This window comes from Collimonas sp. PA-H2, from assembly GCF_002564105.1.
Lineage (GTDB): Bacteria > Pseudomonadota > Gammaproteobacteria > Burkholderiales > Burkholderiaceae_D > Collimonas.
This window is the reverse complement of record NZ_PDBX01000001.1, coordinates 3,586,895-3,609,683: the sequence shown is the minus strand read 5'-3', so window position 1 is coordinate 3,609,683 and position 22,789 is coordinate 3,586,895. Positions and strand designations below refer to the sequence as shown.

At 55.4% G+C, this 22,789-nt stretch carries 21 protein-coding genes and 1 tRNA gene; 14 read left to right on the top strand and 8 right to left on the bottom strand.

The window, feature by feature from the left end; all coding sequences use genetic code 11:
* Positions 1-90: 90 nt before the first annotated feature.
* Both BCF11_RS16540 and gluQRS read left to right on the top strand, forming a co-directional pair.
* Complete coding sequence (locus tag BCF11_RS16540) at positions 91-1,044, top strand: LysR family transcriptional regulator (RefSeq protein WP_098495705.1); 954 nt, start codon at positions 91-93, stop codon at positions 1,042-1,044.
* Positions 1,037-1,930 carry a tRNA glutamyl-Q(34) synthetase GluQRS gene (gene gluQRS / locus BCF11_RS16535; protein WP_233212511.1) on the top strand — a complete coding sequence of 298 codons (894 nt, stop codon included), beginning with the start codon at positions 1,037-1,039 and terminating at the stop codon, positions 1,928-1,930. The genes BCF11_RS16540 and gluQRS overlap by 8 nt, the downstream gene beginning before the upstream one ends.
* Positions 1,931-1,977: 47 nt before the next feature.
* Here the strand turns inward: gluQRS and BCF11_RS16530 are convergent, their stop codons facing one another.
* The 4 genes from BCF11_RS16530 to BCF11_RS16515 all read right to left on the bottom strand — a co-directional run bounded on the left by BCF11_RS16530 (position 1,978) and on the right by BCF11_RS16515 (position 5,888).
* Complete coding sequence (locus tag BCF11_RS16530; protein ID WP_098495703.1) at positions 1,978-3,492, bottom strand: DEAD/DEAH box helicase; 1,515 nt, start codon at positions 3,490-3,492, stop codon at positions 1,978-1,980.
* 426 nt (positions 3,493-3,918) lie between these two features.
* Entirely contained in the window at positions 3,919-4,944 is a 1,026-nt protein-coding gene (tsaD, locus tag BCF11_RS16525) for a tRNA (adenosine(37)-N6)-threonylcarbamoyltransferase complex transferase subunit TsaD (RefSeq protein ID WP_098495702.1), read from the bottom strand.
* 71 nt (positions 4,945-5,015) lie between these two features.
* Positions 5,016-5,207 (bottom strand): zf-HC2 domain-containing protein, encoded by a 192-nt coding sequence (locus BCF11_RS28515; RefSeq protein WP_098495701.1) that lies wholly within the window; start codon positions 5,205-5,207, stop codon positions 5,016-5,018.
* A gap of 114 nt (positions 5,208-5,321) precedes the next feature.
* Positions 5,322-5,888 carry a sigma-70 family RNA polymerase sigma factor gene (locus tag BCF11_RS16515; protein WP_098495700.1) on the bottom strand — a complete coding sequence of 189 codons (567 nt, stop codon included), beginning with the start codon at positions 5,886-5,888 and terminating at the stop codon, positions 5,322-5,324.
* A gap of 175 nt (positions 5,889-6,063) precedes the next feature.
* Here BCF11_RS16515 and ybiB point away from each other — a divergent pair, with 175 nt between their 5' ends.
* From ybiB to dnaG, 8 genes are all read left to right on the top strand, one after another.
* The gene (gene ybiB / locus BCF11_RS16510) at positions 6,064-7,089 is read left to right on the top strand and encodes a DNA-binding protein YbiB (RefSeq protein ID WP_098495699.1); all 1,026 of its coding nucleotides are present in this window, start codon (positions 6,064-6,066) and stop codon (positions 7,087-7,089) included.
* Positions 7,090-7,415: 326 nt separating this feature from the next.
* Positions 7,416-8,624: a cation:proton antiporter gene (locus tag BCF11_RS16505; protein WP_098495698.1), complete on the top strand. Its 1,209-nt coding sequence runs from the start codon at positions 7,416-7,418 to the stop codon at positions 8,622-8,624.
* Between the two features lie 11 nt (positions 8,625-8,635).
* Positions 8,636-9,835, top strand: coding sequence for a YbdK family carboxylate-amine ligase (locus BCF11_RS16500; protein ID WP_233212509.1), 1,200 nt, complete (start codon positions 8,636-8,638; stop codon positions 9,833-9,835).
* Positions 9,836-9,871: 36 nt separating this feature from the next.
* A complete protein-coding gene (locus BCF11_RS16495; protein ID WP_098495696.1) occupies positions 9,872-11,068 on the top strand; it encodes an NAD(P)/FAD-dependent oxidoreductase in 1,197 nt (398 codons plus the stop codon).
* 101 nt (positions 11,069-11,169) lie between these two features.
* Entirely contained in the window at positions 11,170-12,048 is an 879-nt protein-coding gene (locus BCF11_RS16490; RefSeq protein WP_098495695.1) for a Wzz/FepE/Etk N-terminal domain-containing protein, read from the top strand.
* Between the two features lie 118 nt (positions 12,049-12,166).
* Positions 12,167-12,379: a 30S ribosomal protein S21 gene (gene rpsU, locus BCF11_RS16485; RefSeq protein ID WP_005665410.1), complete on the top strand. Its 213-nt coding sequence runs from the start codon at positions 12,167-12,169 to the stop codon at positions 12,377-12,379.
* A 208-nt stretch (positions 12,380-12,587) separates the two neighbouring features.
* On the top strand, positions 12,588-13,037 hold the full coding sequence (locus BCF11_RS16480) for a GatB/YqeY domain-containing protein (RefSeq protein WP_098495694.1): 450 nt from the start codon (positions 12,588-12,590) through the stop codon (positions 13,035-13,037).
* Positions 13,038-13,081: 44 nt separating this feature from the next.
* The gene (dnaG, locus tag BCF11_RS16475; RefSeq protein WP_098495693.1) at positions 13,082-14,878 is read left to right on the top strand and encodes a DNA primase; all 1,797 of its coding nucleotides are present in this window, start codon (positions 13,082-13,084) and stop codon (positions 14,876-14,878) included.
* A gap of 239 nt (positions 14,879-15,117) precedes the next feature.
* Here dnaG and BCF11_RS28345 read toward each other — a convergent pair whose 3' ends face one another.
* Positions 15,118-15,501: a hypothetical protein gene (locus BCF11_RS28345; RefSeq protein WP_233212713.1), complete on the bottom strand. Its 384-nt coding sequence runs from the start codon at positions 15,499-15,501 to the stop codon at positions 15,118-15,120.
* Here BCF11_RS28345 and rpoD point away from each other — a divergent pair.
* The 4 genes from rpoD (at position 15,458) to BCF11_RS16455 (ending at position 19,579) form a co-directional block, all read left to right on the top strand.
* Entirely contained in the window at positions 15,458-17,695 is a 2,238-nt protein-coding gene (gene rpoD, locus BCF11_RS16470) for an RNA polymerase sigma factor RpoD (RefSeq protein ID WP_233212508.1), read from the top strand. The genes BCF11_RS28345 and rpoD overlap by 44 nt on opposite strands.
* Before the next feature lie 162 nt (positions 17,696-17,857).
* Positions 17,858-17,935 (top strand) — tRNA-Ile (locus tag BCF11_RS16465).
* A gap of 459 nt (positions 17,936-18,394) precedes the next feature.
* Positions 18,395-18,934 (top strand): hypothetical protein, encoded by a 540-nt coding sequence (locus BCF11_RS16460; RefSeq protein ID WP_233212507.1) that lies wholly within the window; start codon positions 18,395-18,397, stop codon positions 18,932-18,934.
* A gap of 183 nt (positions 18,935-19,117) precedes the next feature.
* Positions 19,118-19,579, top strand: a complete 462-nt coding sequence (locus BCF11_RS16455; protein WP_098495691.1) for a hypothetical protein — start codon at positions 19,118-19,120, stop codon at positions 19,577-19,579.
* 189 nt (positions 19,580-19,768) lie between these two features.
* Here BCF11_RS16455 and BCF11_RS16450 read toward each other — a convergent pair whose 3' ends face one another.
* Genes BCF11_RS16450 through BCF11_RS16440 form a run of 3 tightly spaced genes read right to left on the bottom strand, consistent with a single transcriptional unit; the run spans position 19,769 to position 22,723 of the window.
* Positions 19,769-20,614 carry a hypothetical protein gene (locus BCF11_RS16450; protein ID WP_143751345.1) on the bottom strand — a complete coding sequence of 282 codons (846 nt, stop codon included), beginning with the start codon at positions 20,612-20,614 and terminating at the stop codon, positions 19,769-19,771.
* Entirely contained in the window at positions 20,587-21,171 is a 585-nt protein-coding gene (locus tag BCF11_RS16445; RefSeq protein ID WP_158229212.1) for a S9 family peptidase, read from the bottom strand. Before BCF11_RS16445 ends, BCF11_RS16450 begins: the two co-directional genes overlap by 28 nt.
* Positions 21,172-21,226: 55 nt before the next feature.
* On the bottom strand, positions 21,227-22,723 hold the full coding sequence (locus BCF11_RS16440; RefSeq protein ID WP_098495688.1) for a TolC family protein: 1,497 nt from the start codon (positions 22,721-22,723) through the stop codon (positions 21,227-21,229).
* Positions 22,724-22,789 lie beyond the last annotated feature (66 nt).

Genomic DNA, 22,789 nt, shown 5'->3' with positions numbered 1-22,789 from the left:
TCATTCAATTTATCTGAATGAAATTTTAACAATAATCGCATGCCATGAATCCGGCATGCCTGTCATCTGGCTTTTACTCTTCAAGCAATAATGAAACTGACGCTGGAAGCTTTGCAGATTCTTGACACCATTGATCGCAAGGGCAGCTTTGCCGCCGCCGCTATCGAACTGGACCGGGTACCGTCGGCGCTGACTTACAGCGTGCGCAAGCTGGAAGAAGACCTGGACGTATTGCTGTTCGACCGTCGCGGCCACCGCGCCAAACTGACCGTTGCCGGGCTCGAACTGCTGACCGAAGGCCGTCATCTGCTGCTGGCGGCGCAAGAACTTGAACGGCGCGTCAAGCGTGCCGCCACCGGCTGGGAAGTCGAACTGCGCATCGTCCTCGACAGCATCATCCCCTTCGACAGCTTGTTGCCTCTGATCGATGCCTTCGATCGCGAAAATGCCGGCACGCGCCTGCGCATTTCGCACGAAGCCCTGTCGGGGGTGTGGGAAGCCTTGCTGTTCGACCGTGCCGACCTGGTGATCGGAGCTCCTCACAGCGGCCCCGACAGCATCCGCATGAGCGGCGGCTTCCAGACCCGTCAGCTGGGTACGATCGACTGGGCTTTTGCGGTAGCGCCGGGCCATCCCCTGGAAAACGCCCCCGAACCGCTGACCGCCGGCCTGGTTCAGCAATACCGGGCAATCGCCGTCGGCGACACCGGGCGCACTCTGCCCAGCATCAATTCCGGCTTGCTGAACGGCCAGGATATCCTGACCGTGCCATCCATCCCGGCAAAATTGCAGGCCCAGTTGAACGGTCTTGGCTGCGGCCATCTGCCGCGCTGGATGGCGGCTCCGCATTTCGCCTCTGGCGCCCTGATCGAAAAGCAAACTACCGAGGCCAAGCCCAGCGACAAGACACAGATCGCATGGCGTACGCCAGTCGTGGGAAAATCGCTCAAATGGTTCATCGCCCAGCTCAGCGAACCGGCAACGCAGCGCGCCTTGCTTGGATCGCCGCCGGCACCTCATCATGAATCGACCAACAATGTCTAACCAAACAAACTATATCGGCCGCTTCGCCCCCTCGCCCACCGGCCCCTTGCACGCCGGCTCGCTGGTGGCGGCCATGGCCAGCTATCTGGACGCCAAGGCGCATGACGGCCGCTGGCTGCTGCGCATGGAAGATGTGGATGAAGCCCGTACCGCTGCCGGCGCCGCGGATTCGATCCTGGCTGATATCAGCGCACTGGGCATGCAATGGGACGGCGAGGTCATGTTTCAAAGCCGGCGCGGGGCCGCCTATGAAGCGGCATTTGACCGGCTCGGACGGCTGGCCTATCCCTGCGGCTGCACGCGGCGCGAAATCGTCGATTCGCGCATCTGCGTCGCCGCCGATGGCGCGGCAGTCTATCCCGGCACCTGCCGCGGCGGCCTGCCGGTCGGCAAGCCGGCCCGCGCCTATCGTCTGCGGGTGCCGGATCCGGGACATATCGATGAGCTGATCATCTTTGACGACCGCTGGCTAGGCCGCGTACAGCAGCACTTGGCGATCGAGGTGGGGGATTTTGTACTGAAGCGCGCCGACGGCTTCTGGGCTTACCAGCTGGCCGTGGTGGTCGATGATGCCGAACAGGGCGTGACCCATGTGGTGCGCGGCGCCGACCTGCTCGATTCGACCGGCCGCCAGATCTATCTGCAGCGTCAATTACTGCTGGCGACGCCGCAATACCTGCACGTACCGGTGATCACCAATGCAGACGGCGAAAAACTATCCAAGCAAAATGGTGCGCAGGCGATCGACATGTCGCAACCTCTGCAGGCACTGACCAAGGCGGCCTGGTTCCTGGGGCTGGATATCGGACAAGTGGAAAATATCGCGGCGTTCTGGCCTCTGGCCACCGCGGCGTGGGCGAATCTGGAAACGACTCGCCCGGGCTAGGGCTTGCTGGCATTGTGCTGGGAGTGCGAACAACTGGCCCTAAACAATTAGCCCTTGGGCACGCCGCCCAGCAGCGCCGCCAGTTTGACCTTGGACGACTTGATGGAGCCACCGGCAGGCGCGGCGACGGCCGGCTGCACGTCCACCGTGAGCGTCGGCTCGTAAGGCTTGAGGAACCAGGGATCGATTTTTTCCCGGCGCCCGGTCGGCGTCGAGGTATAGGCGCTGCGCGTATGCTGCTGGCTGCGGCTGGAGGAAGCACTGCTGCTGTCGCCACGGCCTTCGCTGCGTTCAGCACGCCCAGCACGATCCCCTCTTCCGTCAGCGCCGTCGCGGCGGCCCGAGCGTTCAGGGCTCGACGGCTTGGCGACAAACCCGGTCAGTTCGGCGCGCACGAATTTGTGCTTGATCATCTTTTCGATATCGACCAGCAAGCGCTCGTCCTTATCGACATACAGGGAAATCGCGTCGCCGGAAGCGCCGGCGCGGCCGGTGCGGCCGATCCGGTGCACATAGTCTTCGGCGTTGTACGGCAGGTCAAAATTGATCACGCATGGCAGTTCGGCGATATCCAGGCCGCGCGCCGCGACGTCGGTCGCCACCAGCACTTCGATCTCGCCTCGCTTGAACGCTTCCAGCGCCGCCATGCGCTCGTTCTGGGTCTTGTCGCCGTGGATCGCAGAAGCGTTGACGCCTTCGTTTTCCAGATGACGCGCCAGTTTCGAGGCGCCAATCTTGGTGTTGGAAAAAACGATCACCTGCTTCAGCTTGCGTTCACGGATGATGAACGAGACCGCCTCGGCCTTGGTCTGATCTTCAACCCGGTACATGGTTTGGGTGACGTTATCGGCAGTGGCATTGCTGCGCGCGACTTCGATGGTGACCGGATTCTTGAGGAAAGTCGCTGCCAGCTTCTTGATTTCACCAGAGAAGGTCGCCGAGAACATCAGGTTCTGGCGCTCTTTCGGCAACAGGTTGATGATGCGCTGCAAATCCGGCAGGAAGCCCATGTCGAGCATGCGGTCGGCTTCATCCATTACCAGTATCTGCGTTTGCGACAGGTTCAGGGTCTTTTGCTGGACGTGATCCAGCAAGCGCCCCGGGGTCGCAATCACGATCTCGATACCGGAACGCAGGGCCGCGGTTTGCGGCGCGATGTCGACGCCGCCGAACACCACTGTCGAGCGCAAGGGGGTATGACGGCAATAGGCCTTGACGTTGTCCGCCACCTGATCGGCCAGTTCACGGGTAGGCGTCAGGATCAACGCCCGTACCGGATGCCGCGCCGGCGAGGCGCTGGTGTTGGCATGCGCCAGCAGCAACTGGATGATCGGCAGGGAAAAACCGGCGGTCTTGCCGGTTCCTGTTTGCGCCGCCCCCATGACGTCGCGTCCTTGCAGCACGATAGGGATGGCTTCGGCCTGGATCGGAGTCGGATGCACATACCCTTGATCGCTCAGCGCGCGCAGGATATCTGGAGACAGCCCGAAGTCGGCGAAACGGACGGAGGGTGTGGTTGGCACTGCTGCTTCAGCTTGAATCTCGGACTGTGTGTCTGACATGGTAGTTGGCGGCCTCCGGTGCAAGTTGCACTCAAACAACGAATCCAGGGGCCGATTGGGTCCTGTGTTCGTAAAAAGGCACTAATGCTTTCAATTGAATTCGTGAATTTCGTGTCAGCTCATTAACGTGAGCCAAATGATTGTGGCAGCGCCCTGACAGGCGCCGCAAACCAGGTTGCCATTTAAATATCCACCCGGCGCGTTTTGTACCACAGTCGCGCATTATACGCCTAGTGTCCTGAGTTAGAAATTCGTTGAAGAAAAGCGATGCAATTGGCGCCATGCGTCGTTGCAAATACTCGCAAGGGGGCCACCCTTGCTCCGTTTTGTGCGGGGCGGCCATCCGCCTAGCCTGACGCCAATTGCATCGCTTTTCTCGTACAACGAATTTCTAACTCAGGACACTAGCCGGGATTTTGCTAATACTCAGATGCCAAGTTCGTTCAATGGCCAGCGCGGCCGCACGTTGAATGCATAGTTGCGCTGCGCTGCTTCCGGTTTGATTTGCAAACGCATGGCGCCGGCAAATGCGATCATCGCGCCATTATCCGTACAAAATTCCAGTTCAGGGTAATACACCCGAAAGCGCCGCTTTTCCGCAGCGGCGTTCAACGCTGTGCGCAACTGCTGGTTAGCACCCACACCGCCGGCGATCACCAGCCGCTTGAGGCCAGTCTGCTTCAATGCGGCCAGGCATTTCGCCAGCAATACCTCCACCAGCGCATCGACAAAACCGCGCGCGATGTTGGCCTTGTCTTGCTCGCAAATATTCGCTGGATGTTTCTTGACCAGTGTCAGCACCGCGGTCTTGAGGCCGGAGAAACTGAAATCCAGGTTTTTCGAATGCAGCATCGGCCGCGGCAACTGATACACCGACGGATCGCCGAACTCGGCCAGGCGTGAAATCGCCGGGCCGCCCGGATAGCCGAGGCCAAGCAACTTAGCCGACTTGTCGAATGCTTCGCCGGCCGCGTCATCCAGCGTTTCGCCCAGCAAGGCATATTGGCCGACGCCGTCGACGCGCATCAGCTGGGTGTGGCCGCCCGATACCAGCAAAGCCACAAAGGGAAAGCTTGGAGGGTCGCTGGCCAGCAGCGGCGACAGCAGATGCCCTTCCAGATGGTGTACGCCCAGCATCGGCTTGTCCAGCGCCAGGCCAAGACCGCAGGCAATCGATGCGCCTACCAGCAGCGCGCCTGCCAGGCCGGGGCCTTGGGTATAGGCAATGGCGTCGATCTCCTGGCGCTCGATGCCGCTTTCGACAAGCACCTGCTGCAACAGCGGGATAGCGCGCCGGATATGGTCGCGCGACGCCAGTTCCGGCACCACGCCGCCATACTGTTCATGCATCGCGACTTGCGAGTACAAAGCATGCGCCAGCAAGCCGCGCTCTGTGTCATAGAGCGCGAGACCGGTTTCGTCACAGGAGGATTCAACGCCGAGAACAATCATGGGTGGGACAATTTTTGTATGCAATCCAGCATTGTAAAGGAAAGCGTCGCCGCTACTCTACGCCGGCGCGATTAATCCTTGCCAAGCTGCTGCATTGCCTGCCGCATGAAGGCGAGCTGCTGCGAAAACCTGGTGCAGGCAGTACATGTCCACAAATGGATGCGCACCCGCGCCCTGGTTAACGGCGGCAGCTTGCTATCCTGCGCCTGCGACAGGAGTAGCTGGGTGTCTCTACAATGAGGAATCAGGCGTTTATAGGGCATAAAAGTAAATTAAAGGCTAGGCAAGCATTGCTTCAACATTGATTGGTCGCGCCATGTATCAAATACTTACAATTAATATGGATGCTTCCTTGGATTTTGCAAGAAACCCGCGCTTCAAGCCTGGGCGCCGAACCAGGTCAATTGCAGGCACTCCTTGAGCCGGATGCGCGCCCGGTGCAGCAGCACCCACGCATTTGCGGCTGTGATGTCGAGCTCCTTGCATATCGCATCGGTATCCAGTTCCAGCCATTCCCGCATCATGAAAATGCGTCCGGTCTTGGCGGGCAGCTTGTCTATGCATAACTGCAAGATATCGAAAAACTCCTTGCGCTCCAGAGTCTCGTCCGGATTGCCCCAGCTAGGCGCGGCCTCCAGCGCATGCCCGGTCGGCGTGAACAGGGCATCCATCATGTCGGCGTCGCTGCGGTCGCCGTCTTCGTCGCTGCTCAGTTGCACCTCGCGCTTGCCGCGCCGCAGCTGGTCCAGCAGTTTGTGCTTGAGGATACCGATGACATAGGTCTTGAACGAAGACTGTTCCTGGAAACGGTCGGGATGCTCCAGCACCGCCAGCATCGTTTCCGACACGGCATCTTCGGCCAGGGCCTCGTTGCGCAACTGCAGCGCAGCGAAGCGCACTAGCTGTGGCCGCAATATTTCAAGCTGGCGAGGATCGAATGCCATATAAACCCGGTTAAGAGATACTGCACAAGAGCAGCGCACAGGATGCGCGCCAGAGACAAAGAACAGTTTTGAGCGACGATTCTACCCGATGGACCTCTATTCCGGCGGGTAAAGTAAAATCCTTAGCAATATCCCGCTCTGCTCAAACACGACTAATCACATTGCCTTCCCATCCATGACAAATATTGCCACAGTCGAACCGTTCGCCGCCGCCCGCTTCATCAAGGAAATCGGGCGCGGCAAGGATGGCGCGCGCAGCCTGGCGCGCCACGACGCGCATGACCTGTATGCGGCCATGCTGGACGGCCGGGTCTCCGATCTGGAGCTGGGGGGGATTTTGCTGGCGATGCGCATCAAAGGGGAATCGGTAGAAGAAATCGCCGGCTTCCTGGAGGCGGCCGAAGCCTCGTTTACGCGGATAGCGCTGCCCGAGCTGCCAGGCGCGGGGCGGCATTATGCGCCGCTGGTCATCCCGAGCTATAACGGCGCCCGCCATATGGCCAACCTGACGCCTTTGCTGGCGCTGTTGCTGGCGCGGGAAGGCGTACCGGTGCTGATGCATGGCGTGCCGACCGATCCGGGACGCGTCACCAGCGCGGAAATTTTCCAGGCGCTGGGCCAGCCGCTTTGCAGCAGCATGGGCCAAGCGCAAGCGTGTTTTGCACAACGTTTGCCTGCCTTCATGACTATCGACGCGCTGGCGCCAAAGATGGCGCGCCTGTTGGCCATGCGCGGGGTTCTGGGAGTCCGCAACTCGACCCATACTCTGGTCAAGATCATGCAACCGTTTGTGGTTCCCGCTCTGCGCCTCAGTTCGTATACCCATCCGGAATACCTGACCATGCTTACCTCATACTTCATGACTACCGCGGCGGCTGAGCGGGGGGACGTGTTTTTGATGCGCGGCACGGAGGGCGAAACGGTAGCGAACGCCAGGAAAGCGCAAAAAATCGACTGGTTTCATGCTGCGACGCAGACCACGCTGGTGGAAAAGCAGGAAATCGCAAACGAAATCCCGGCTCTTCCCGCACAACGCGACGCGCTCAGCACCGCCAGCTGGATACAGCAGGCATTGCTGCAGCCGGAGCTGATTCCTAAGGCGATTGCGGCACAGGTTGAACAATGCCTGATGGCTTGCCGCAATCTATACATGCGAGGCGACTCGGCAAGTTTCGACAAAAAGGGAAAGAAAGACACCTGAGGAAACAGGTTCAATTTCCCAAGGGAACTAATTTTTGCACAAAAGAACAAACCACACTGAATCGCGACACCAGGACGGATGCATGTACTATCTGGCAGTCGAGATGATAAAAATTTCCGTTGAGAATTATCACAACAGGAATTTCTAAGGCAATGCCTTAAACAGGTGGAATCGCGCAATGCCAATATAATCAAGACAAGGAGAGCGCGCGTAATAGGACGCACGAAGACGCAAGACATGCAATTCAGCAACCCCCATTCATCTGCCCATATGGCATCTTGTCCAGCGTAGTATTGACGCTGCAAGACTAACTTTCTGGAGGATCCATGGATTGGACTCTTCCGCCCTTTGCGCTAGCACAGCCCATTCAATGGAATGCGCTGTTATTGTTCGGTAGCTTGCTGCTGTCCGGGCTAGTGGGCGGCTATATCGTCACGAAGAACCCCTGGTTTCCACGTATTACCGGCTACCTGATCGTCGGCTTCCTGCTCGGCGTCGGCGGCTTCAACCTGCTGTCCGGCGACGTGCTGAAGCTGGCCAACATTTTTGCCGACGTGGCGATGGCGCTAGTCGTCTACCAGCTTGGACGCTATGTCGACATCGGCTGGCTGCGCCGCGAAAAATGGCTGCTGGCGACAGTCATGCTGAGCGCCCTGCTGTGCTTCGCTTTCGTCAGCGGCGCCCTGATCTGGTTTGGCACCTCGCGCGTGCTGGCTCTGCTGGGCGGCGTGCTGGCCATCGCCACCGCGCCGGCGGTAGTGATGGTGGTGGTGCGCGATCTCAAGGCTGAGGGCCAGGTGACGCGCCGCCTGGCCGCCATGACCGCGCTGAATAATTTTGTGGCCCTGCTGGCCGCTTATGCATTGCTGCCTGTGGTAGCGCACGAAAGCGCCACCCCCTTCGGCACTTTGCTGGCGCATACCATGTATTCGCTGTGCGGCTCCCTGGTGCTGGCTTACCTGACTTATCGCCTGATGATTCCGCTGGCGCGCTTGCTGGGCCGCCAGCCGAGCCGGCAGTTCGTGCTGGTGATCGCGGTCATCACGCTGGCGATCGGCGCCGCCCACGCGCTGCAGCTGCCGATATTGCTGACCATGCTGATCTTCGCCATCATGTCGAAGAACCTGGATCACCAGTACGACTTGATGGAGCTTGAATTCGGGGTCGCCAACGAATTGTTCATCGTCATGCTGTTTGTCACGATCGGCGCTTCGATCCGTCTGTCGGAACTGTCAATGGTGGGCGCCTCGGTGGCCGTGCTGATCGCTGCGCGTTTCATCGCCATGGCTTGCGGCGTATTCACGTTTGCGCATTTCGCCAAGATGAAATGGAAGCAGGCGGCGCTCATCACACTGGGCACGCTACCCATGACCGAAGCCGGCCTCGGGCTGATGCAAACCACCGCTTACCTCTACCCCAACACCACTGCCGACGTCTTGCCCTTGCTGGCCGGCTGCCTGATCGTCCTGGAGCTGCTGGGGCCGATCGCCACCCAGTTTGCCTTGATCAAGTCGGGTGAAAGCGGACGCGAATGAAAGGTGAACCCATGACCGACAATACACAAGGCGGCGCTGCCAACGCGGAACAGACGCCAGCCGAGATTCTGCCCTTCACCAGTTCCACGCCATTTACGATGGGGATCGAGCTGGAACTGCAGCTGGTGAATCGTCGCAACTACAATCTCGCCAGCGACGCCGTCGATCTGCTGACCTGGATCGAACCGCGCGATCTGCAAAAGCAGATCAAGCTGGAAATGACCCAGGGCATGATCGAACTGAATTCCGATGTGCATACGCGGGTAGACCATCTGATCGAGGAACTGAAAGGTTTGCGCGCAGCCTTGAACCGCGGTGCGCAATATCTGAACATCGACGTCTCCGGCGGCGGCGCGCATCCTTTCCAGCACTGGAACGAACAGCGGATTACCCCGAGCGAACGCTTCCATCACCTGCACGAAAAATACGGCTACCTGGCCAAGACATTCACTGTGTTTGGCCAGCACATCCATGTCGGTGTGCCGAACGGCGATGACGCGCTGTATCTGACCCACGCGTTTTCGCGCTTTGTGCCGCACTTCATCGCACTCTCGGCCGCCTCGCCGTTTTACCAGGGTGCGGATACTCAGTTCGAATCCTCGCGCAGCAACGTGGTGCGCGCCTTCCCCCTGTCGGGCACGGCGCCGACGCTCACCCGCTGGTCCGATTTCGAGTCTTACTATGACGAATTGCTACGCGTCGGCATCATCGGCAGCATGAAGGATTTTTACTGGGATATCCGCCCTAAACCGGAATACGGCACGGTTGAAATACGGGTGTGCGACACCCCCTTGACGATTGAGCACGCGGCGCACCTGGGCTGTTATGCGCAATTGCTGGCGCGCTGGATCCTGACCGAACGGCCGTTCGTGATCACCAACGACTTCTACCTGTTGTATCAATACAACCGTTTCGAAGCCAGCCGCTACGGCCTTGCCGGCTCTATGGCCATACACAGCAACAACCCGGCCGACTCATCCAAACTGCCGATCTACGAACATCTTCTGGGCCATCTGCAAGACTTACAGCGGTATACTCAGAACGACGCGGAACAACTGACCCTGAATCGTCTGCGTCATATGGCGGAGGGGCGCCTGAGCGACGCTGGCTGGCTGCGGCAGACATTTGCCCAGCGCGGTTCGCTGAATGACATGATGCGTTTGTCGTCTGAGCTTTGGATGGGGCAGGAGCCTCCACCGTACTACCAATAACACCAATAAATAATAATAAATACTTAATTAAGATCGATGCAAAAACAATTTGATGTCGCCGTAATCGGCGCCGGCGCAGCGGGCATGATGTGCGCCGCGATCGCCGGACAGCGTGGGAAAAAGGTTGTTGTGATTGATCACGCCGCCAAGCTGGCGGAAAAAATCCGCATCTCGGGCGGCGGCCGCTGCAATTTCACCAATATCAATGCAGGACCGCAGAATTTCTTGTCGCAAAATCCGCATTTTTGCAAAAGCGCCCTCTCGCGCTATACCCCGCAAGACTTCATCAGCCTGGTCAAGCGCTATCGGATCGGCTATCACGAAAAGCACAAAGGACAACTGTTTTGCGATGACTCCTCTGAACAAATCATCGCCATGCTCAAAGCCGAGTGCGACCTGGGCAACGTCAGCTGGCGCATGCCTTGCAGCGTCGCCAATATCGGCAAGAACGGCGAGCTGTTCCGGATCGACAGCAGTGCGGGAGAGATACTTGCAAGCAATGTCGTCATCGCTACCGGCGGCTTGTCCATCCCAAAGATTGGCGCCACCGATTTTGCCTATCGCATCGCCCGCCAATTCGATCTGCGCGTGGTTGAAACACAACCCGGACTGGTGCCTCTGACCTTCGATTCCGCCGCATGGCAACCGTTTCTGCCGCTGGCCGGGATTGCGCTGCCGGTTGAGGTCGCCGCCGGCGATAAAAAGAGCCGAGGCGAATTCAAGGAAGACCTGCTGTTTACCCACCGCGGCCTTTCCGGTCCGGCGATCCTGCAAATCTCCAGCTTCTGGAAGAGCGGGACGCCACTGCTACTCAATCTTTTACCGGAAGTTGATGTTTCCAAATTACTAACAGAAGGAAAATCCTCGATTAAAAAAAATCTGGGAAATGTCTTCGCGCAATGGCTGCCAACGCGGCTTGCACAAGGCATCATCGAAGCAAATAAACTTGACCCGGCGGCCCGCCTGGCCGACACTCCCGACCGCCTGTTGCGGGATTTGGGAGAAGCCATCAACCGCTGGGCTATCCAGCCGAGCGGCTCCGAAGGCTACCGCAAGGCGGAAGTTACTCTCGGCGGCATCGACACCCGGGAACTATCCCAGCAGAGCATGATGTCCAATCAAATAGCGGGCTTGTATTTTGTCGGTGAAGCGGTCGATGTCACCGGCTGGCTCGGCGGTTATAACTTTCAATGGGCCTGGGCATCTGCCACTGCGGCGGGGCTTGCAATTTAAATTCAGAACTACTGTCCATTGAATTTTTGTTACTGTAAGATAATATCTAATAATTAATAACAATAATAAAATTCACCATACTGATTCAATAATCTACTCCCATGCCAAATAATTTCTCAAACAACAACAATTCCGGCCAAATCGAAGACGCTGAGCTGATTGAGCTCAGCGCAATATGGACCAGTATCAAACGGCGTTGGGTACTGCTATTGGTATGCATTGTCGTTGCGATCGCCGCGGCATGCGGACTCTGGAGCATAACCCCCCCACAATGGAAAGCCTCGGCAACCCTACAAATTGGTCAACTGCCAGTTAACCCAACCACTTTGATCGAATCGACAGCACAAGCAGCAGAACGCTTTAATCAGCGCCAGTTGCAAGATCAGGCTCTGGTCTCGGCAGGTCTGCCGCTGGATGAGTCCACAGATAGCCGCACGCGCCTCCTGCGCAAAACGCTTAAAGCGACACCCGGAAAAAACACCAATTTTGTGGACGTTACAGTTACAGCCTTTTCCCAGGAAAACGCGAAAAACTACTTGAACGCAGCAATACTTGCTTTGATTAAAATGCATGACGACCGCCTGGCGCCGCTCATTAAAAATCTCGACGACAGACTTGCCGTCAATAGCCGCCAGATGACGGAAGCCGAAGCAGAAAAAGTACGCGTTGAGGCCACTCTGAAAAGTGCCTCTGCTTCAGGTAATGGGATTAAATTCGAACCAAGCGTCCTCGCAAGCAACATTGCATCCAAGCAAGATGAGCTAATTCGCGGTCTGACAGTCGAACGCGCGGCATTGGTAGATCTGCATACAAAAACCAACACTTTCCCAACCATGGTCGTCGATGCCATTTACGCTCCCGCAGGCCCCGCCTCCCCGAAATTGTCGATATTTCTCGTCATCGGCTTGATACTCGGAGCACTTATCGGGGTCGTACTGGCTGTGTTTCTGGATCGCAATCGCCCCAAGACATCACGCTAAACAGGACTGCTGTTGCAAATAAACGGCAATATGCAGACAGGCGGGGATAACACTTCCATTTATTCGTTTTCCCGGCTATAATCTCGCTCTTCCCTACACAAACTTGGTTTGAATTTACATGACCACAATTCGTCTTAAAGAAAATGAGCCCTTCGAAGTTGCGATGCGTCGCTTCAAGCGCACTATTGAAAAAACAGGTCTGCTGACTGAGTTGCGTGCACGTGAATTTTACGAAAAGCCAACAGCTGAGCGCAAGCGCAAGCTGGCAGCTGCTGTGAAACGTCATTACAAGCGCATTCGTAGCCAGCAATTGCCGAAGAAACTGTACTAATATTTGCATTAATTCTTCACCGCACTCAGCGCGGTTGATTGAATTGCGTTACAAACCCGCTCCGGTGTTGCTCCGCAGCGGGTTTTGCCGTTTTCCACTTCGTGAATGGCAGCAATAACGATAGCATTGCGCCGCGCAACCGGCATAACAATCCAGCAATTTTGTTTTTCCCGTCTACAATGGAAAACACCACCGAATGGAGAACTGCATGGGCTTGAAAGAACAGATTACCGAAGACATGAAGGCCGCGATGCGCGCCAAGGAAACTGCAAAGCTGGGCGCCATCCGCCTGATCACCGCAGCCATCAAGCAAAAAGAAGTCGATGAGCGTATCGAACTGGGCGATACCCATGTGCTGGCGATCATCGAAAAAATGATCAAGCAGCGCAAGGACTCGATCAGCCAGTTTGAAGCCGGCGGCCGCCAGGATCTGGCCGATATCGAAAAAGCTGAACTGGCGATTCTTTCCACCTATATGCCCGCTGGTCTATCCGAAGCGGAAATCCAGGCTGAAGTTGCCGCCGCCATCAGCGCCAGCGGCGCAGCCGGCCCGCAGGACATGGGCAAGGTCATGGCCATAGTGAAACCGAAACTTGCCGGCCGCGCCGACATGGGAGCGGTTTCGGCACTGATAAAAGCCGCACTCAGCCAAGCCTGAACGCCTGATATTCCTGCCATAGCCCTGCCTGCCGTCGAGTCCAAGTGATCCCGCAATCGTTTATCCAGGACCTGCTCAACCGCGTCGATATTGTCGACGTGGTGGGCAAGTATGTGCAGCTGAAAAAAGGCGGCGCCAACCTGATGGGCTTGTGCCCTTTCCACAACGAAAAATCTCCCAGCTTTACGGTCAGTCCTACCAAGCAGTTCTATCACTGCTTTGGCTGCGGCGCCCACGGTACGGCAATCGGTTTTCTGATCGAATATTCCGGCCTAGGCTTTGTCGAAGCAGTGAAAGACCTGGCGCAAGGCGTAGGCATGGTGGTGCCGGACAACGACGACAAGATTCCGCCTGCACAACGGGCTGAATACCAGGCAAAAAGCCTGGCCTTGTCAGATGCCATGAGCTCTGCCTGCGATTTTTACCGGCAGCAGCTGCGCAATGCGCCGAATGCCGTCGACTACCTGAAGAGGCGCGGCCTGACCGGTGAAGTAGCGGCCAAATTCGGCCTGGGATATTCCCCCGACAACTGGGACAGCTTGCGCCAGGTATTTCCCGATTATGAAGTCACGGCGCTGGTCGAAGCCGGCCTGGTGATCGACCGTACCGACGAAGAAGGCCATAACCGCAAGCGCTACGACCGCTTCCGCGATCGCATAATGTTTCCTATACGCAACACAAAGGGACAGGTGATCGGCTTTGGCGGACGCGTGCTGGACAGCGGCGAACCGAAGTACTTGAATTCGCCGGAAACACCCCTATTTCAAAAGGGTAGCGAGCTGTACGGCTTGTTCGAGGCCCGCCAGGCAATCCGCGACGCCGGCTATGTGCTGGTGACCGAAGGCTATATGGATGTGGTGGCGTTGGCGCAACTGGGATTCCCGCAGGCGGTAGCCACCTTGGGAACCGCCTGCACGCCGACCCATGTGCATAAGCTCTTGCGCCAGACCGACCACGTCGTATTCAGTTTCGACGGCGACCGCGCCGGCCGCAAGGCTGCGCGGCGCGCGCTGGATGCGTGCCTGCCGCATGCCACCGACAACAAGATCATCAAGTTCCTGTTTCTGCCGCAGGAACACGATCCCGACAGCTTTGTGCGGGAAATGGGAGCGGAAGCGTTTGAACGCCAGATCCATGACGCCATGCCGCTGTCACAGTTTTTGCTGAACGAAGTAACAAGCGAAACCGATCTGAGCACATCCGAAGGACGTGCGCGGGCGCAGTACGATGCCAAGCCGCTGCTGCAGTTGATGCCGCCCTCCTCGCTGCGATTGCAAATCGTGCGCGGCCTGGCCCAGCTGACGCAATCGACGCCTAGCGAAATAGAATCGCTGTTTGAACTGAGCAAGCCGATTGCTGCTGCGCGCCGCGCGCCGCCGCGCAGCAACCGCCAGGCGCCGGTAGGGCTGGAACGGCAGATTATCCGCCTGCTGGTGGCGCATCCGGCTTTCGCCTCGGAACTGGACGATGCAGCGCTGGACGCAGTCGCGAACTTTGCCCCGGACCGCGCGGAAATGCTGGCGCGCCTGATCACCGCCAGCCACGAAATGGGCGACCAGGCAAATTTTGCAACATTGGCTGAGCATTTGCGCGAAGGCGGCGAGGATTTTGAAACGCTGATCGCGGAAATAGCGGCGGAATCGGAATCGGAAACGGAAGCCGCGCGATTAGAACTGGCGGGCGCGATTCGCCAGACTAAAATGAAGATATTGAAGGATGAACTTGATCAGCTGGCAGCGACCGGATTGGGCTCGGAAGAAGCCCGCAATCGCTATCGTGAATTGATGCAAAAGCAAGAACAGCTGCGCCGCGAGGCCGAGAGCGAAATGAATTTGCGCTAAAAAGTGCTTAAAATACAAGCACATCGAGGCAAAAACAGAAAATCCGGCGGCGTCGCAAGGCCGCTTGCATTGGAGGATGGCACCTCCATATGCTATAATTAAAGGCTTTAGATTCAAAGCCTTAGAGCTTGCCAAGTTGAGCGCGATTTTGGCGTTCGATTGATAGTAGCACCAGATTGATTTAGATGGATAGGAAGGTAGTGAGGAAAGTAGTAAGAACCGGTGCTCAGAGGATTCTGTCAGCGATTTAAGCTTCTCGACAACGGACAGAGACAGGCAGCGGCACCCATAGCGCAAATCAGTGTAACCAGATTGGTATTTGATTCCATGGCGAATGCAATGAAGAGACCCGCAAAATCCCTGACATCTCCCGTTAAGAATACGAAGCCGGCTACGGCCAGGCCAAGCGCCTCCTCCTCGACACCGAAGTCCCCCGTTAAAAAAACGGCCGCTTCATCCAAAACATCGCCGCCTGTCAGTAAGCCTGTTAGCAAGAAAGTAGTTTCTAAAGCAACTGCAACGACCACAAAAGCGTCAAGAACTGTTGCAAAACCAGTATCTGTGAAATCGAAAGCCCCTGTGACAAACAAGAAACCACAACTCAAAGTCGTCAAATCAGCCAAAAATGTAGCGGCGGCTCCTGTTAAAGCCGACGTCAGCGTGATGATTGGATCAGGCGTAAGTCAAACCACGGATGCCGCAACCCTGGCGGCGATCGATACCTCCGGCTACATCCTGCCGTCGGTTAAGGTACCTGGACGTCGTGGTCGCAAGCCAAAAGAATTCCAGCCTGAGAACGACGAAGTCGCGGCACTCAACGCGGTCGAACGCGCTGAGCTGAAAGCCGTCGACAAGGCCAAGGCCAAGGATCGCAAAGCCAAGGAAAAGGCCTTGCTGAAAGACGCCTTCTCGTCCGATACAGAAGCGAGTGAAGAAGAACTCGAAGCGCGCCGTCAAAAGCTCAAGACCCTGATCAAGATGGGTAAGGAGCGCGGCTTCCTGACTTTCGCCGAAATCAACGATCACCTGCCTGAAAACATTATCGATCCGGAAGCCATCGAAGGCATCATCGGTACCTTCAGCGACATGGGGATCGCGGTTTCCGAACAAGCGCCGGATGCGGAAACACTGCTGTTGTCGGATAACGTGGCGACCGTCGCCAGCGACGACGACGCGGAAGCCGCAGCAGAAGCCGCACTGTCGACAGTCGACTCCGATTTTGGCCGCACTACCGATCCGGTCCGCATGTACATGCGTGAAATGGGTTCGGTCGAGTTGCTGACGCGCGAAGGCGAAATCGAAATCGCCAAGCGTATCGAAGACGGCCTGAAAGACATGATCCAGGCAATCTCCGCCTGCCCGACCACTATCGCCGAAATTCTTCTGGCCGCTGAAAAAATCAGCAAGGACGAAATCAAGATCGATGAAATCGTCGATGGCCTGGTGGATCCTAACCAGACCGATGAAGCGCTGGCCGCCAGCGCCGCTGCGCCGGCTGCCGACGAAGACAGCGAAGAAGACGAAGAAGAGGAAGAAGAAGACGAAGAAGAAGATGACGCCAGTTCGACATCCGGCGCTGCGGGCTTCTCGGCGGAACAGCTGGAACAGCTGAAGCGCGATGCGCTCGGTAAGTTTGAAACCATCTCGACTCAGTTCGACAAGATGCGCAAGGCGTTTGAAAAGGAAGGCTACAACTCGAAGCCTTACGTCAAGGCGCAGGAAATCATTTCCAACGAATTGCTGGGCATCCGCTTTACCGCCAAGGTCGTCGAAAAACTGTGCGACACCCTGCGTGGCCAGGTCGATGAAGTGCGTCAGATCGAACGTCAGATCCTTGACGTCGCGGTCAACAAGTGCGGCATGCCGCGCCCGCATTTCATCAAGGTTTTCCCGGGCAACGAAACCAACCTGGACTGGGTCGACGGCGAAGTCAACGGCAACCATGCCTACAGCACCGTACTAGCCCGTAACGTACCGGCGGTCAAGGAACTGCAACAACGCCTGATCGATCTGCAGGCGCGCGTCGTGCTGCCTTTGCCTGACCTGCGCGGCATCAACAAGAAGATGGGCGCCGGCGAAAAGAAAGCGCGCATGGCCAAGCGCGAGATGACCGAAGCCAACTTGCGGCTGGTGATTTCGATCGCGAAGAAGTACACCAACCGCGGCCTGCAATTCCTGGATCTGATCCAGGAAGGCAATATCGGTTTGATGAAAGCGGTCGACAAGTTCGAATATCGCCGCGGCTATAAATTCTCGACCTATGCGACATGGTGGATCCGCCAGGCCATCACCCGTTCGATCGCCGATCAGGCGCGCACCATCCGGATTCCGGTGCACATGATCGAAACGATCAACAAGATGAACCGCATCTCGCGTCAGATCCTGCAGGAAACCGGCGCCGAGCCGGATCCGGCAACGCTGGCGATCAAGATGGAAATGCCGGAAGATAAGATCCGCAAGATCATGAAGATCGCCAAGGAACCGATTTCGATGGAAACACCGATCGGTGACGACGACGATTCCCATCTGGGCGATTTCATCGAGGACAACAACACGCTGGCGCCGGCCGATGCCGCATTGCACGCATCGATGCGCGGCGTGGTGAAGGACATTCTGGATTCGCTGACCCCGCGCGAAGCCAAGGTATTGCGAATGCGTTTCGGTATCGAGATGTCGACCGACCATACGCTGGAAGAAGTCGGCAAGCAATTCGACGTGACACGCGAACGGATTCGTCAAATAGAAGCTAAAGCGCTGCGCAAGCTGCGCCATCCTTCCCGTTCCGACAAACTGAAGAGCTTCCTCGAAGGGAATTGAGATTTGCGGTGAAGCACCCAGTATTTTTTAGGTGATTCACTGCAATTCGACTACCCTTAGCTGCGGTATTTTTCTATAATACGAAATTAGTTTTGAGATGCTGTTGTGTTTGGTTAGGCAGTGCCGACACCGTCAGTACACATGGCAGCGCCCTGAGGAATTGGGCCCCTAGCTCATGCTTGGTTAGAGCAGCGGACTCATAATCCGTTGGTGCCCAGTTCGACTCTGGGGGGCCCACCAGTAATATGCAGTATGGAAGCACCTGCTAGTGATAGCAGGTGCTTTTTTATTTGCCTATCGCGCTCCGCAATTCTGTGACTGCTCCGCAAAACCCCCATTAATCCGGCGTTGATTTATGGAAACTCTCTGGCAGTGCCAGTATTTTTTTTCAGAGCCTATCAGCAGTCGGCGCGCTCGCTGGCCTGTTCGCTGTTGGGCAGTCGCAGGAATTTACAGCCCCGGCTAGTGGGTTTTGCTTATGCAAATCACTTCATAGCAACTTAGCAATTATTGTATAACGACAACAAAAGGATAGTGCACCTTTCAGGCAAACTATCATCAGTCAATATATTTATATGCAGCAACAAATAATGTTCTACACTAAGGTTGTGGCTAGCCATTTCACCTAAGAGGCTTGATATGCCTGACGTAACACTTTCTGACGCAGTCGATGTCATATGTCGAGCAGGATCGACCAAAATGAATAAGGTTGCGCAAATCAAGAACCGCCCGCCATATCACCCGTCACTAGACTTCTACCGCCCTCTTCGCTCAGCTCTGATTGCTCTGCACATAGAGGGCAATGATCGAAAGGCACTGGACAAAATCCTTGCAAAGATTACCGATGCAAAGAAAATTGGCAGCTATGATCAGGTAATCGAAGGGTATCGAAAATGGTGGGGATACAAAAAAATAGAGTGGTTTGATCCGCCAAAATCCAGCTATGAACATGCTGGAGTAGTTGTAAAGGTAAATCCAGAGCTTGGACTTATCGTTAATGGTCAGCGGTACATTATAAAGCTCTACTTAAAAGACGAGCAGCTCCATAAAATTAGGATTGATCCGGCGACTGTGTTAATGGAAATCGCACTACGATCAATTGCTCAATCGTCCGATCTAGTGGCAATACTGGACGTTCGAAAAGCGAAGCTCCACACGCTGGGTTCAAATATTGCGCGCTCAAAACCCATGGTTGACGCAGAGCTTTCCTACATTGCCGCCCTGTGGCCGAATGTTTAGTTCTACCCATTAGTTCACGGCGTGGAATGAGACTGAAACCCCGCGCCAATTCTGGCTCTCTCAGTTTGCTGTAGCAAATTCGTAGCATTCGCATTTCTATTATCTAGATCGCTACAAAAACAGCACCTTCTGATACCCGTAGGCTTGTAAAATATAAATTTTACGAACATCGAGCAGTTGCTTATGATATGCACCCCACACTGGACCACATATCTGTCGGCTTTGTTGGTACCCATCGTAGCGGTGCTAGGCGTCGCGATTGCTTATAGACAGTGGCGAACGGCGCAAAATAAGCTGAAGTTGGATCTTTTTGAAAAGCGGTTTGCTGTGTATGATGCCGTTCGTCAACTGATCGGCTCGATCGTAACGAGCGGTGTAGTTAAAACCGAAGATCTGTACAAGGCCCTCGCCAAGACAAGAGAAGCGAAATGGCTGCTGAGCGCCGACATCGACGTGTATCTGAACAAAGATCTCTATCGCAAGTTGCTGAAACTGCAATCTTTGGATGTGGAACTCAAAGAGCTTCCTGTTGGTGAGAAACGTTCAGCCAACGTCGAAGCTCAGAGAGTGCTTAAGGATTGGATATCCGATCAATATGATGTGTTGGACGAGAAATTTTCTTCATTTCTTAGCTTAGGACATTGAGTCTTGCTGAACGGAATAGGACATGGCAGTTTAATTTATCGGACGCGGGTTCGATTCCCGCCGCCTCCACCAATATTTCGTTTTAAATCAAATACTTAGAAATATAGTGCTGTCATTAATTGGGGTGTTTTGGGGCTGATTGGGCTCCAGAATGACAACATAATGACAGCATTTGTTTTTCTGCTATCCTCATCGTACCGACCAAACCACATCATTATCGACCGTGTACAATCGACAACCTTGATGTGACCTGGAACAGGTCTGCAATGCAACGGCAACCGGATCGATACCCAGCGATACCGCGTTCCAGCCGCCATCCGGAGCAATCACAAAAGCGCGTGGCTTGCGGATAGTCAGAAACTGCTGGTAACCCCGCCGCCCTGCCTCGTTCAGATACGGCACTGCGCCGACATCTTGCAGTGCGGCGAAATGTGTAGGGGCCGGCGTAAGTGTTGGTCGGGTCCAGACAACATGGTCGTCAACGGCATAGGCCCAGCAATTTTGCGCTTGCTGCTGACAACTACGCAAGGCCTTCCCAAGCGGATCATAACTATCCGAGAATGACGAAGCAAAACCAGCCGGGTCGACAACGAACGCACGCGGCACCGGCTTTTTCAGGAACCGTCGATAGAATTCTTTACCTTGCTCATTCAAGTAAGGCACGGCGTCAACATCGTCAATGGCAGCATAATTTGATGACGGAGGATACGCGGCCGGCAGGTATTCTGGATAAATCGATTTGCTCGGCAAGCCCAATTCGTCCAGAAAAGCATCGACCTTACCCGTCCAGATCGCCAACCCTTCTGGCAATGCCAACAATCGATGCGCATCCTGCATAAAATTGCCAAACGCCACCAGCTCTGCTTTTCCTCCGGCGGCCGTGTAGCTGTCATACATGCCGTGCCAGGTTGCGGGTGCAAACACCTTATCGTTGTCGCCGTAAAACCAGATGGACGGCACTGTTGTATCCGCGCCATAATCTCTTGCAGCTTGTGCCAGTGCGACATCTACTTTAGGGCAATCGGATGAACCCATTCCCCCGCAACATTAATCAAGCCTTTGACGCGAGGATCATGAAGCGTACCCAATGCCAACGTGTTCCAGCCTCCAAAACTTTCACCAGCGACCACGACACGATTGCCGTCAATATTAGGTTGTGATGCCATGTAGTCAATTACGGCACGAATATCCCTAGCATTATTCCGACCAACGTTTTCATAGTCGCATCGGTAGTGTTCCATGCGGCCACCCGAACCAGCATAACCGCGCATCATCGGCAAAACTACTGCATACCCTCGTGACAAAAAATAATACGCGGAAAAAGTCAGATGAAAGCGAGTCTGCAATTCGGGCCTGACACTCCCATCGGCGCCGTGATTCATCACGAAGAGCGGAAATGGCCCCTGACCATTTGGCGTGTAAAGGGTTGCTTGCAACTCCACCGGCCTCGTGCTGTCACCGGGAATACTGAGCACTTTCTCATTCATCGATGTTTCAGGTCGAAACCCTGCTTCAGATGCTGGTCCATCGGCGCGTGCACTAGTCAACATGCTCAAGCAAATAAATGCTGCAGCAGTAAGTAAAACTTGCAATGTAATTGGTCTCATATTTTATAAATAGTTGATGCAAGTAATTGATAGCGGATGCCTAACGCAAGCTCGGCAGACCCAGGTCACCTAAACTCGCTGCCAGTTGGATTCGTGCATTCTGCCATCCCGCTAATGCGGCGATCCGCTGCTGCTGTGCATTGGCTAACGCAGTTTGGGTGTTGATTAATTCCAGGATGCCGGTCACTCCTCTTGCGTAGCGCGCCTGTGCAGCCTCGAACGCCAGATTAGCGCTGTCAAGAATTTCCTGGCTAGTGCGCAGATTGTCAGTTCCCACCTTCAATGCCTGATAATTCGTCCAAACGCTCGACGCCACCTGTAATTCGGCATCGGTCAAACTGGCTTCTTTCCCTTCGACTTGCGCCTGCGCACCGCGAATTTGATAGGTTCTGGTAAAACCTTCAAAAAACGGAATATTAATCTGTATCCCAATAGACCGATCCCGGCTGGTCTCGCCGAAATACTGTTGACCCACACCGGAACTCTGGGGTTGATTGTTATAGCTATATTTACCGACAAAACTGATCGTTGGCCGTCCCTGCGCGCGAATCACCTTTTCGTTGGCCTGTGCCGCCGCCAGATCGGCCCGTGCGGCAACTAGTGAAGGGTGCCTCTCCTGAGCAGTTTGCAGCAATTCATCGACGGACCGCATAAAGGTGGTATCCGGCAATGCAACGTTATCCGATTCGACCAGGTGCAATGTGCGATTTGGACGTCGCCCCATATCAATCGCCAGCAAGCCAAGTGCAGATAACCAATCACCTTCCGCCTTGTTGCGGTTGAATGTGGCCTGGGAATATGCTGTCTGGGCTTGCAACTGATCGCTAATAGCTGCAACACCGCGATGCACACGCACTACTGCGGCATCTAAGACGCGCTTGGCGTCGGCCTCAATATCTTGCGTTGCTTGCACATTCTTTTGTGCCACAACGGCTGCGTAGTAGTCTTTGACGGTATTGGCAAACACCGTCTGCAAGGCGCTATCTTGATTTGCCAAAGCAGACGTCAGCATGCTTTTAGCGTAATCCACATTGGCCGATCTGGCACCGAAGTCATACAGTACCCAATTCAACGTCAGGGCGGCGTTTTGGTAACTACTGTTGGATTGGTTATAGAACGGATTTTCTGCTGTGCCATGATTCGTTATCTTATCTTTCGCCGCCTGCACAGTCCCGGATAACGTGGGCAAATAAGCTGCTTTGCTCATCCCTACCTGCGCGGCTTGTACTTTGACATTGGTCCACGCTTCCCTGGTTTTTGGGTTGTGACACAAAGCACTTGATACGATGTCAAGCAACGTCAACTCCGTCCTTGCATCGTCCCCGCACACATCCGAAGCCCGCAACGGATCGAACATTTGATTGGCAGGCGTTGCGGGTACATCATTGAACTGTCGCAGTGGGTCTTTTGGGCCCATATCAAAGCCATAGCTTTGTCCGACACCGATACAACTTAAAGTGCACACCGTCACGCCACATAGGATGCGCCGGCTCAATTTTTCCTTACCTGCCAACACATTGTTCCAGTTGCTGTTCATGCTTTCATTATTCTTTGGTATGCGAAATCACGTGATATAAAAATACAAAAAATCACCTCGCTTGTA

Coding starts and splice junctions, on each gene's coding strand:
- BCF11_RS16505 (WP_098495698.1), top strand. CDS start 7,416: ATGGATTGGACTCTTCCGCCCTTTGCGCTAGCACAGCCCATTCAATGG.
- BCF11_RS16500 (WP_233212509.1), top strand. CDS start 8,636: ATGACCGACAATACACAAGGCGGCGCTGCCAACGCGGAACAGACGCCA.
- BCF11_RS16460 (WP_233212507.1), top strand. CDS start 18,395: ATGAATAAGGTTGCGCAAATCAAGAACCGCCCGCCATATCACCCGTCA.
- BCF11_RS16440 (WP_098495688.1), bottom strand. CDS start 22,723: ATGAACAGCAACTGGAACAATGTGTTGGCAGGTAAGGAAAAATTGAGC.
- BCF11_RS16450 (WP_143751345.1), bottom strand. CDS start 20,614: ATGGGTTCATCCGATTGCCCTAAAGTAGATGTCGCACTGGCACAAGCT.
- BCF11_RS16490 (WP_098495695.1), top strand. CDS start 11,170: ATGCCAAATAATTTCTCAAACAACAACAATTCCGGCCAAATCGAAGAC.
- BCF11_RS28515 (WP_098495701.1), bottom strand. CDS start 5,207: ATGCCCTATAAACGCCTGATTCCTCATTGTAGAGACACCCAGCTACTC.
- BCF11_RS16530 (WP_098495703.1), bottom strand. CDS start 3,492: ATGTCAGACACACAGTCCGAGATTCAAGCTGAAGCAGCAGTGCCAACC.
- BCF11_RS16515 (WP_098495700.1), bottom strand. CDS start 5,888: ATGGCATTCGATCCTCGCCAGCTTGAAATATTGCGGCCACAGCTAGTG.
- BCF11_RS16540 (WP_098495705.1), top strand. CDS start 91: ATGAAACTGACGCTGGAAGCTTTGCAGATTCTTGACACCATTGATCGC.
- BCF11_RS16455 (WP_098495691.1), top strand. CDS start 19,118: ATGATATGCACCCCACACTGGACCACATATCTGTCGGCTTTGTTGGTA.
- gluQRS (WP_233212511.1), top strand. CDS start 1,037: ATGTCTAACCAAACAAACTATATCGGCCGCTTCGCCCCCTCGCCCACC.
- BCF11_RS16480 (WP_098495694.1), top strand. CDS start 12,588: ATGGGCTTGAAAGAACAGATTACCGAAGACATGAAGGCCGCGATGCGC.
- rpsU (WP_005665410.1), top strand. CDS start 12,167: ATGACCACAATTCGTCTTAAAGAAAATGAGCCCTTCGAAGTTGCGATG.
- tsaD (WP_098495702.1), bottom strand. CDS start 4,944: ATGATTGTTCTCGGCGTTGAATCCTCCTGTGACGAAACCGGTCTCGCG.
- ybiB (WP_098495699.1), top strand. CDS start 6,064: ATGACAAATATTGCCACAGTCGAACCGTTCGCCGCCGCCCGCTTCATC.
- BCF11_RS16495 (WP_098495696.1), top strand. CDS start 9,872: ATGCAAAAACAATTTGATGTCGCCGTAATCGGCGCCGGCGCAGCGGGC.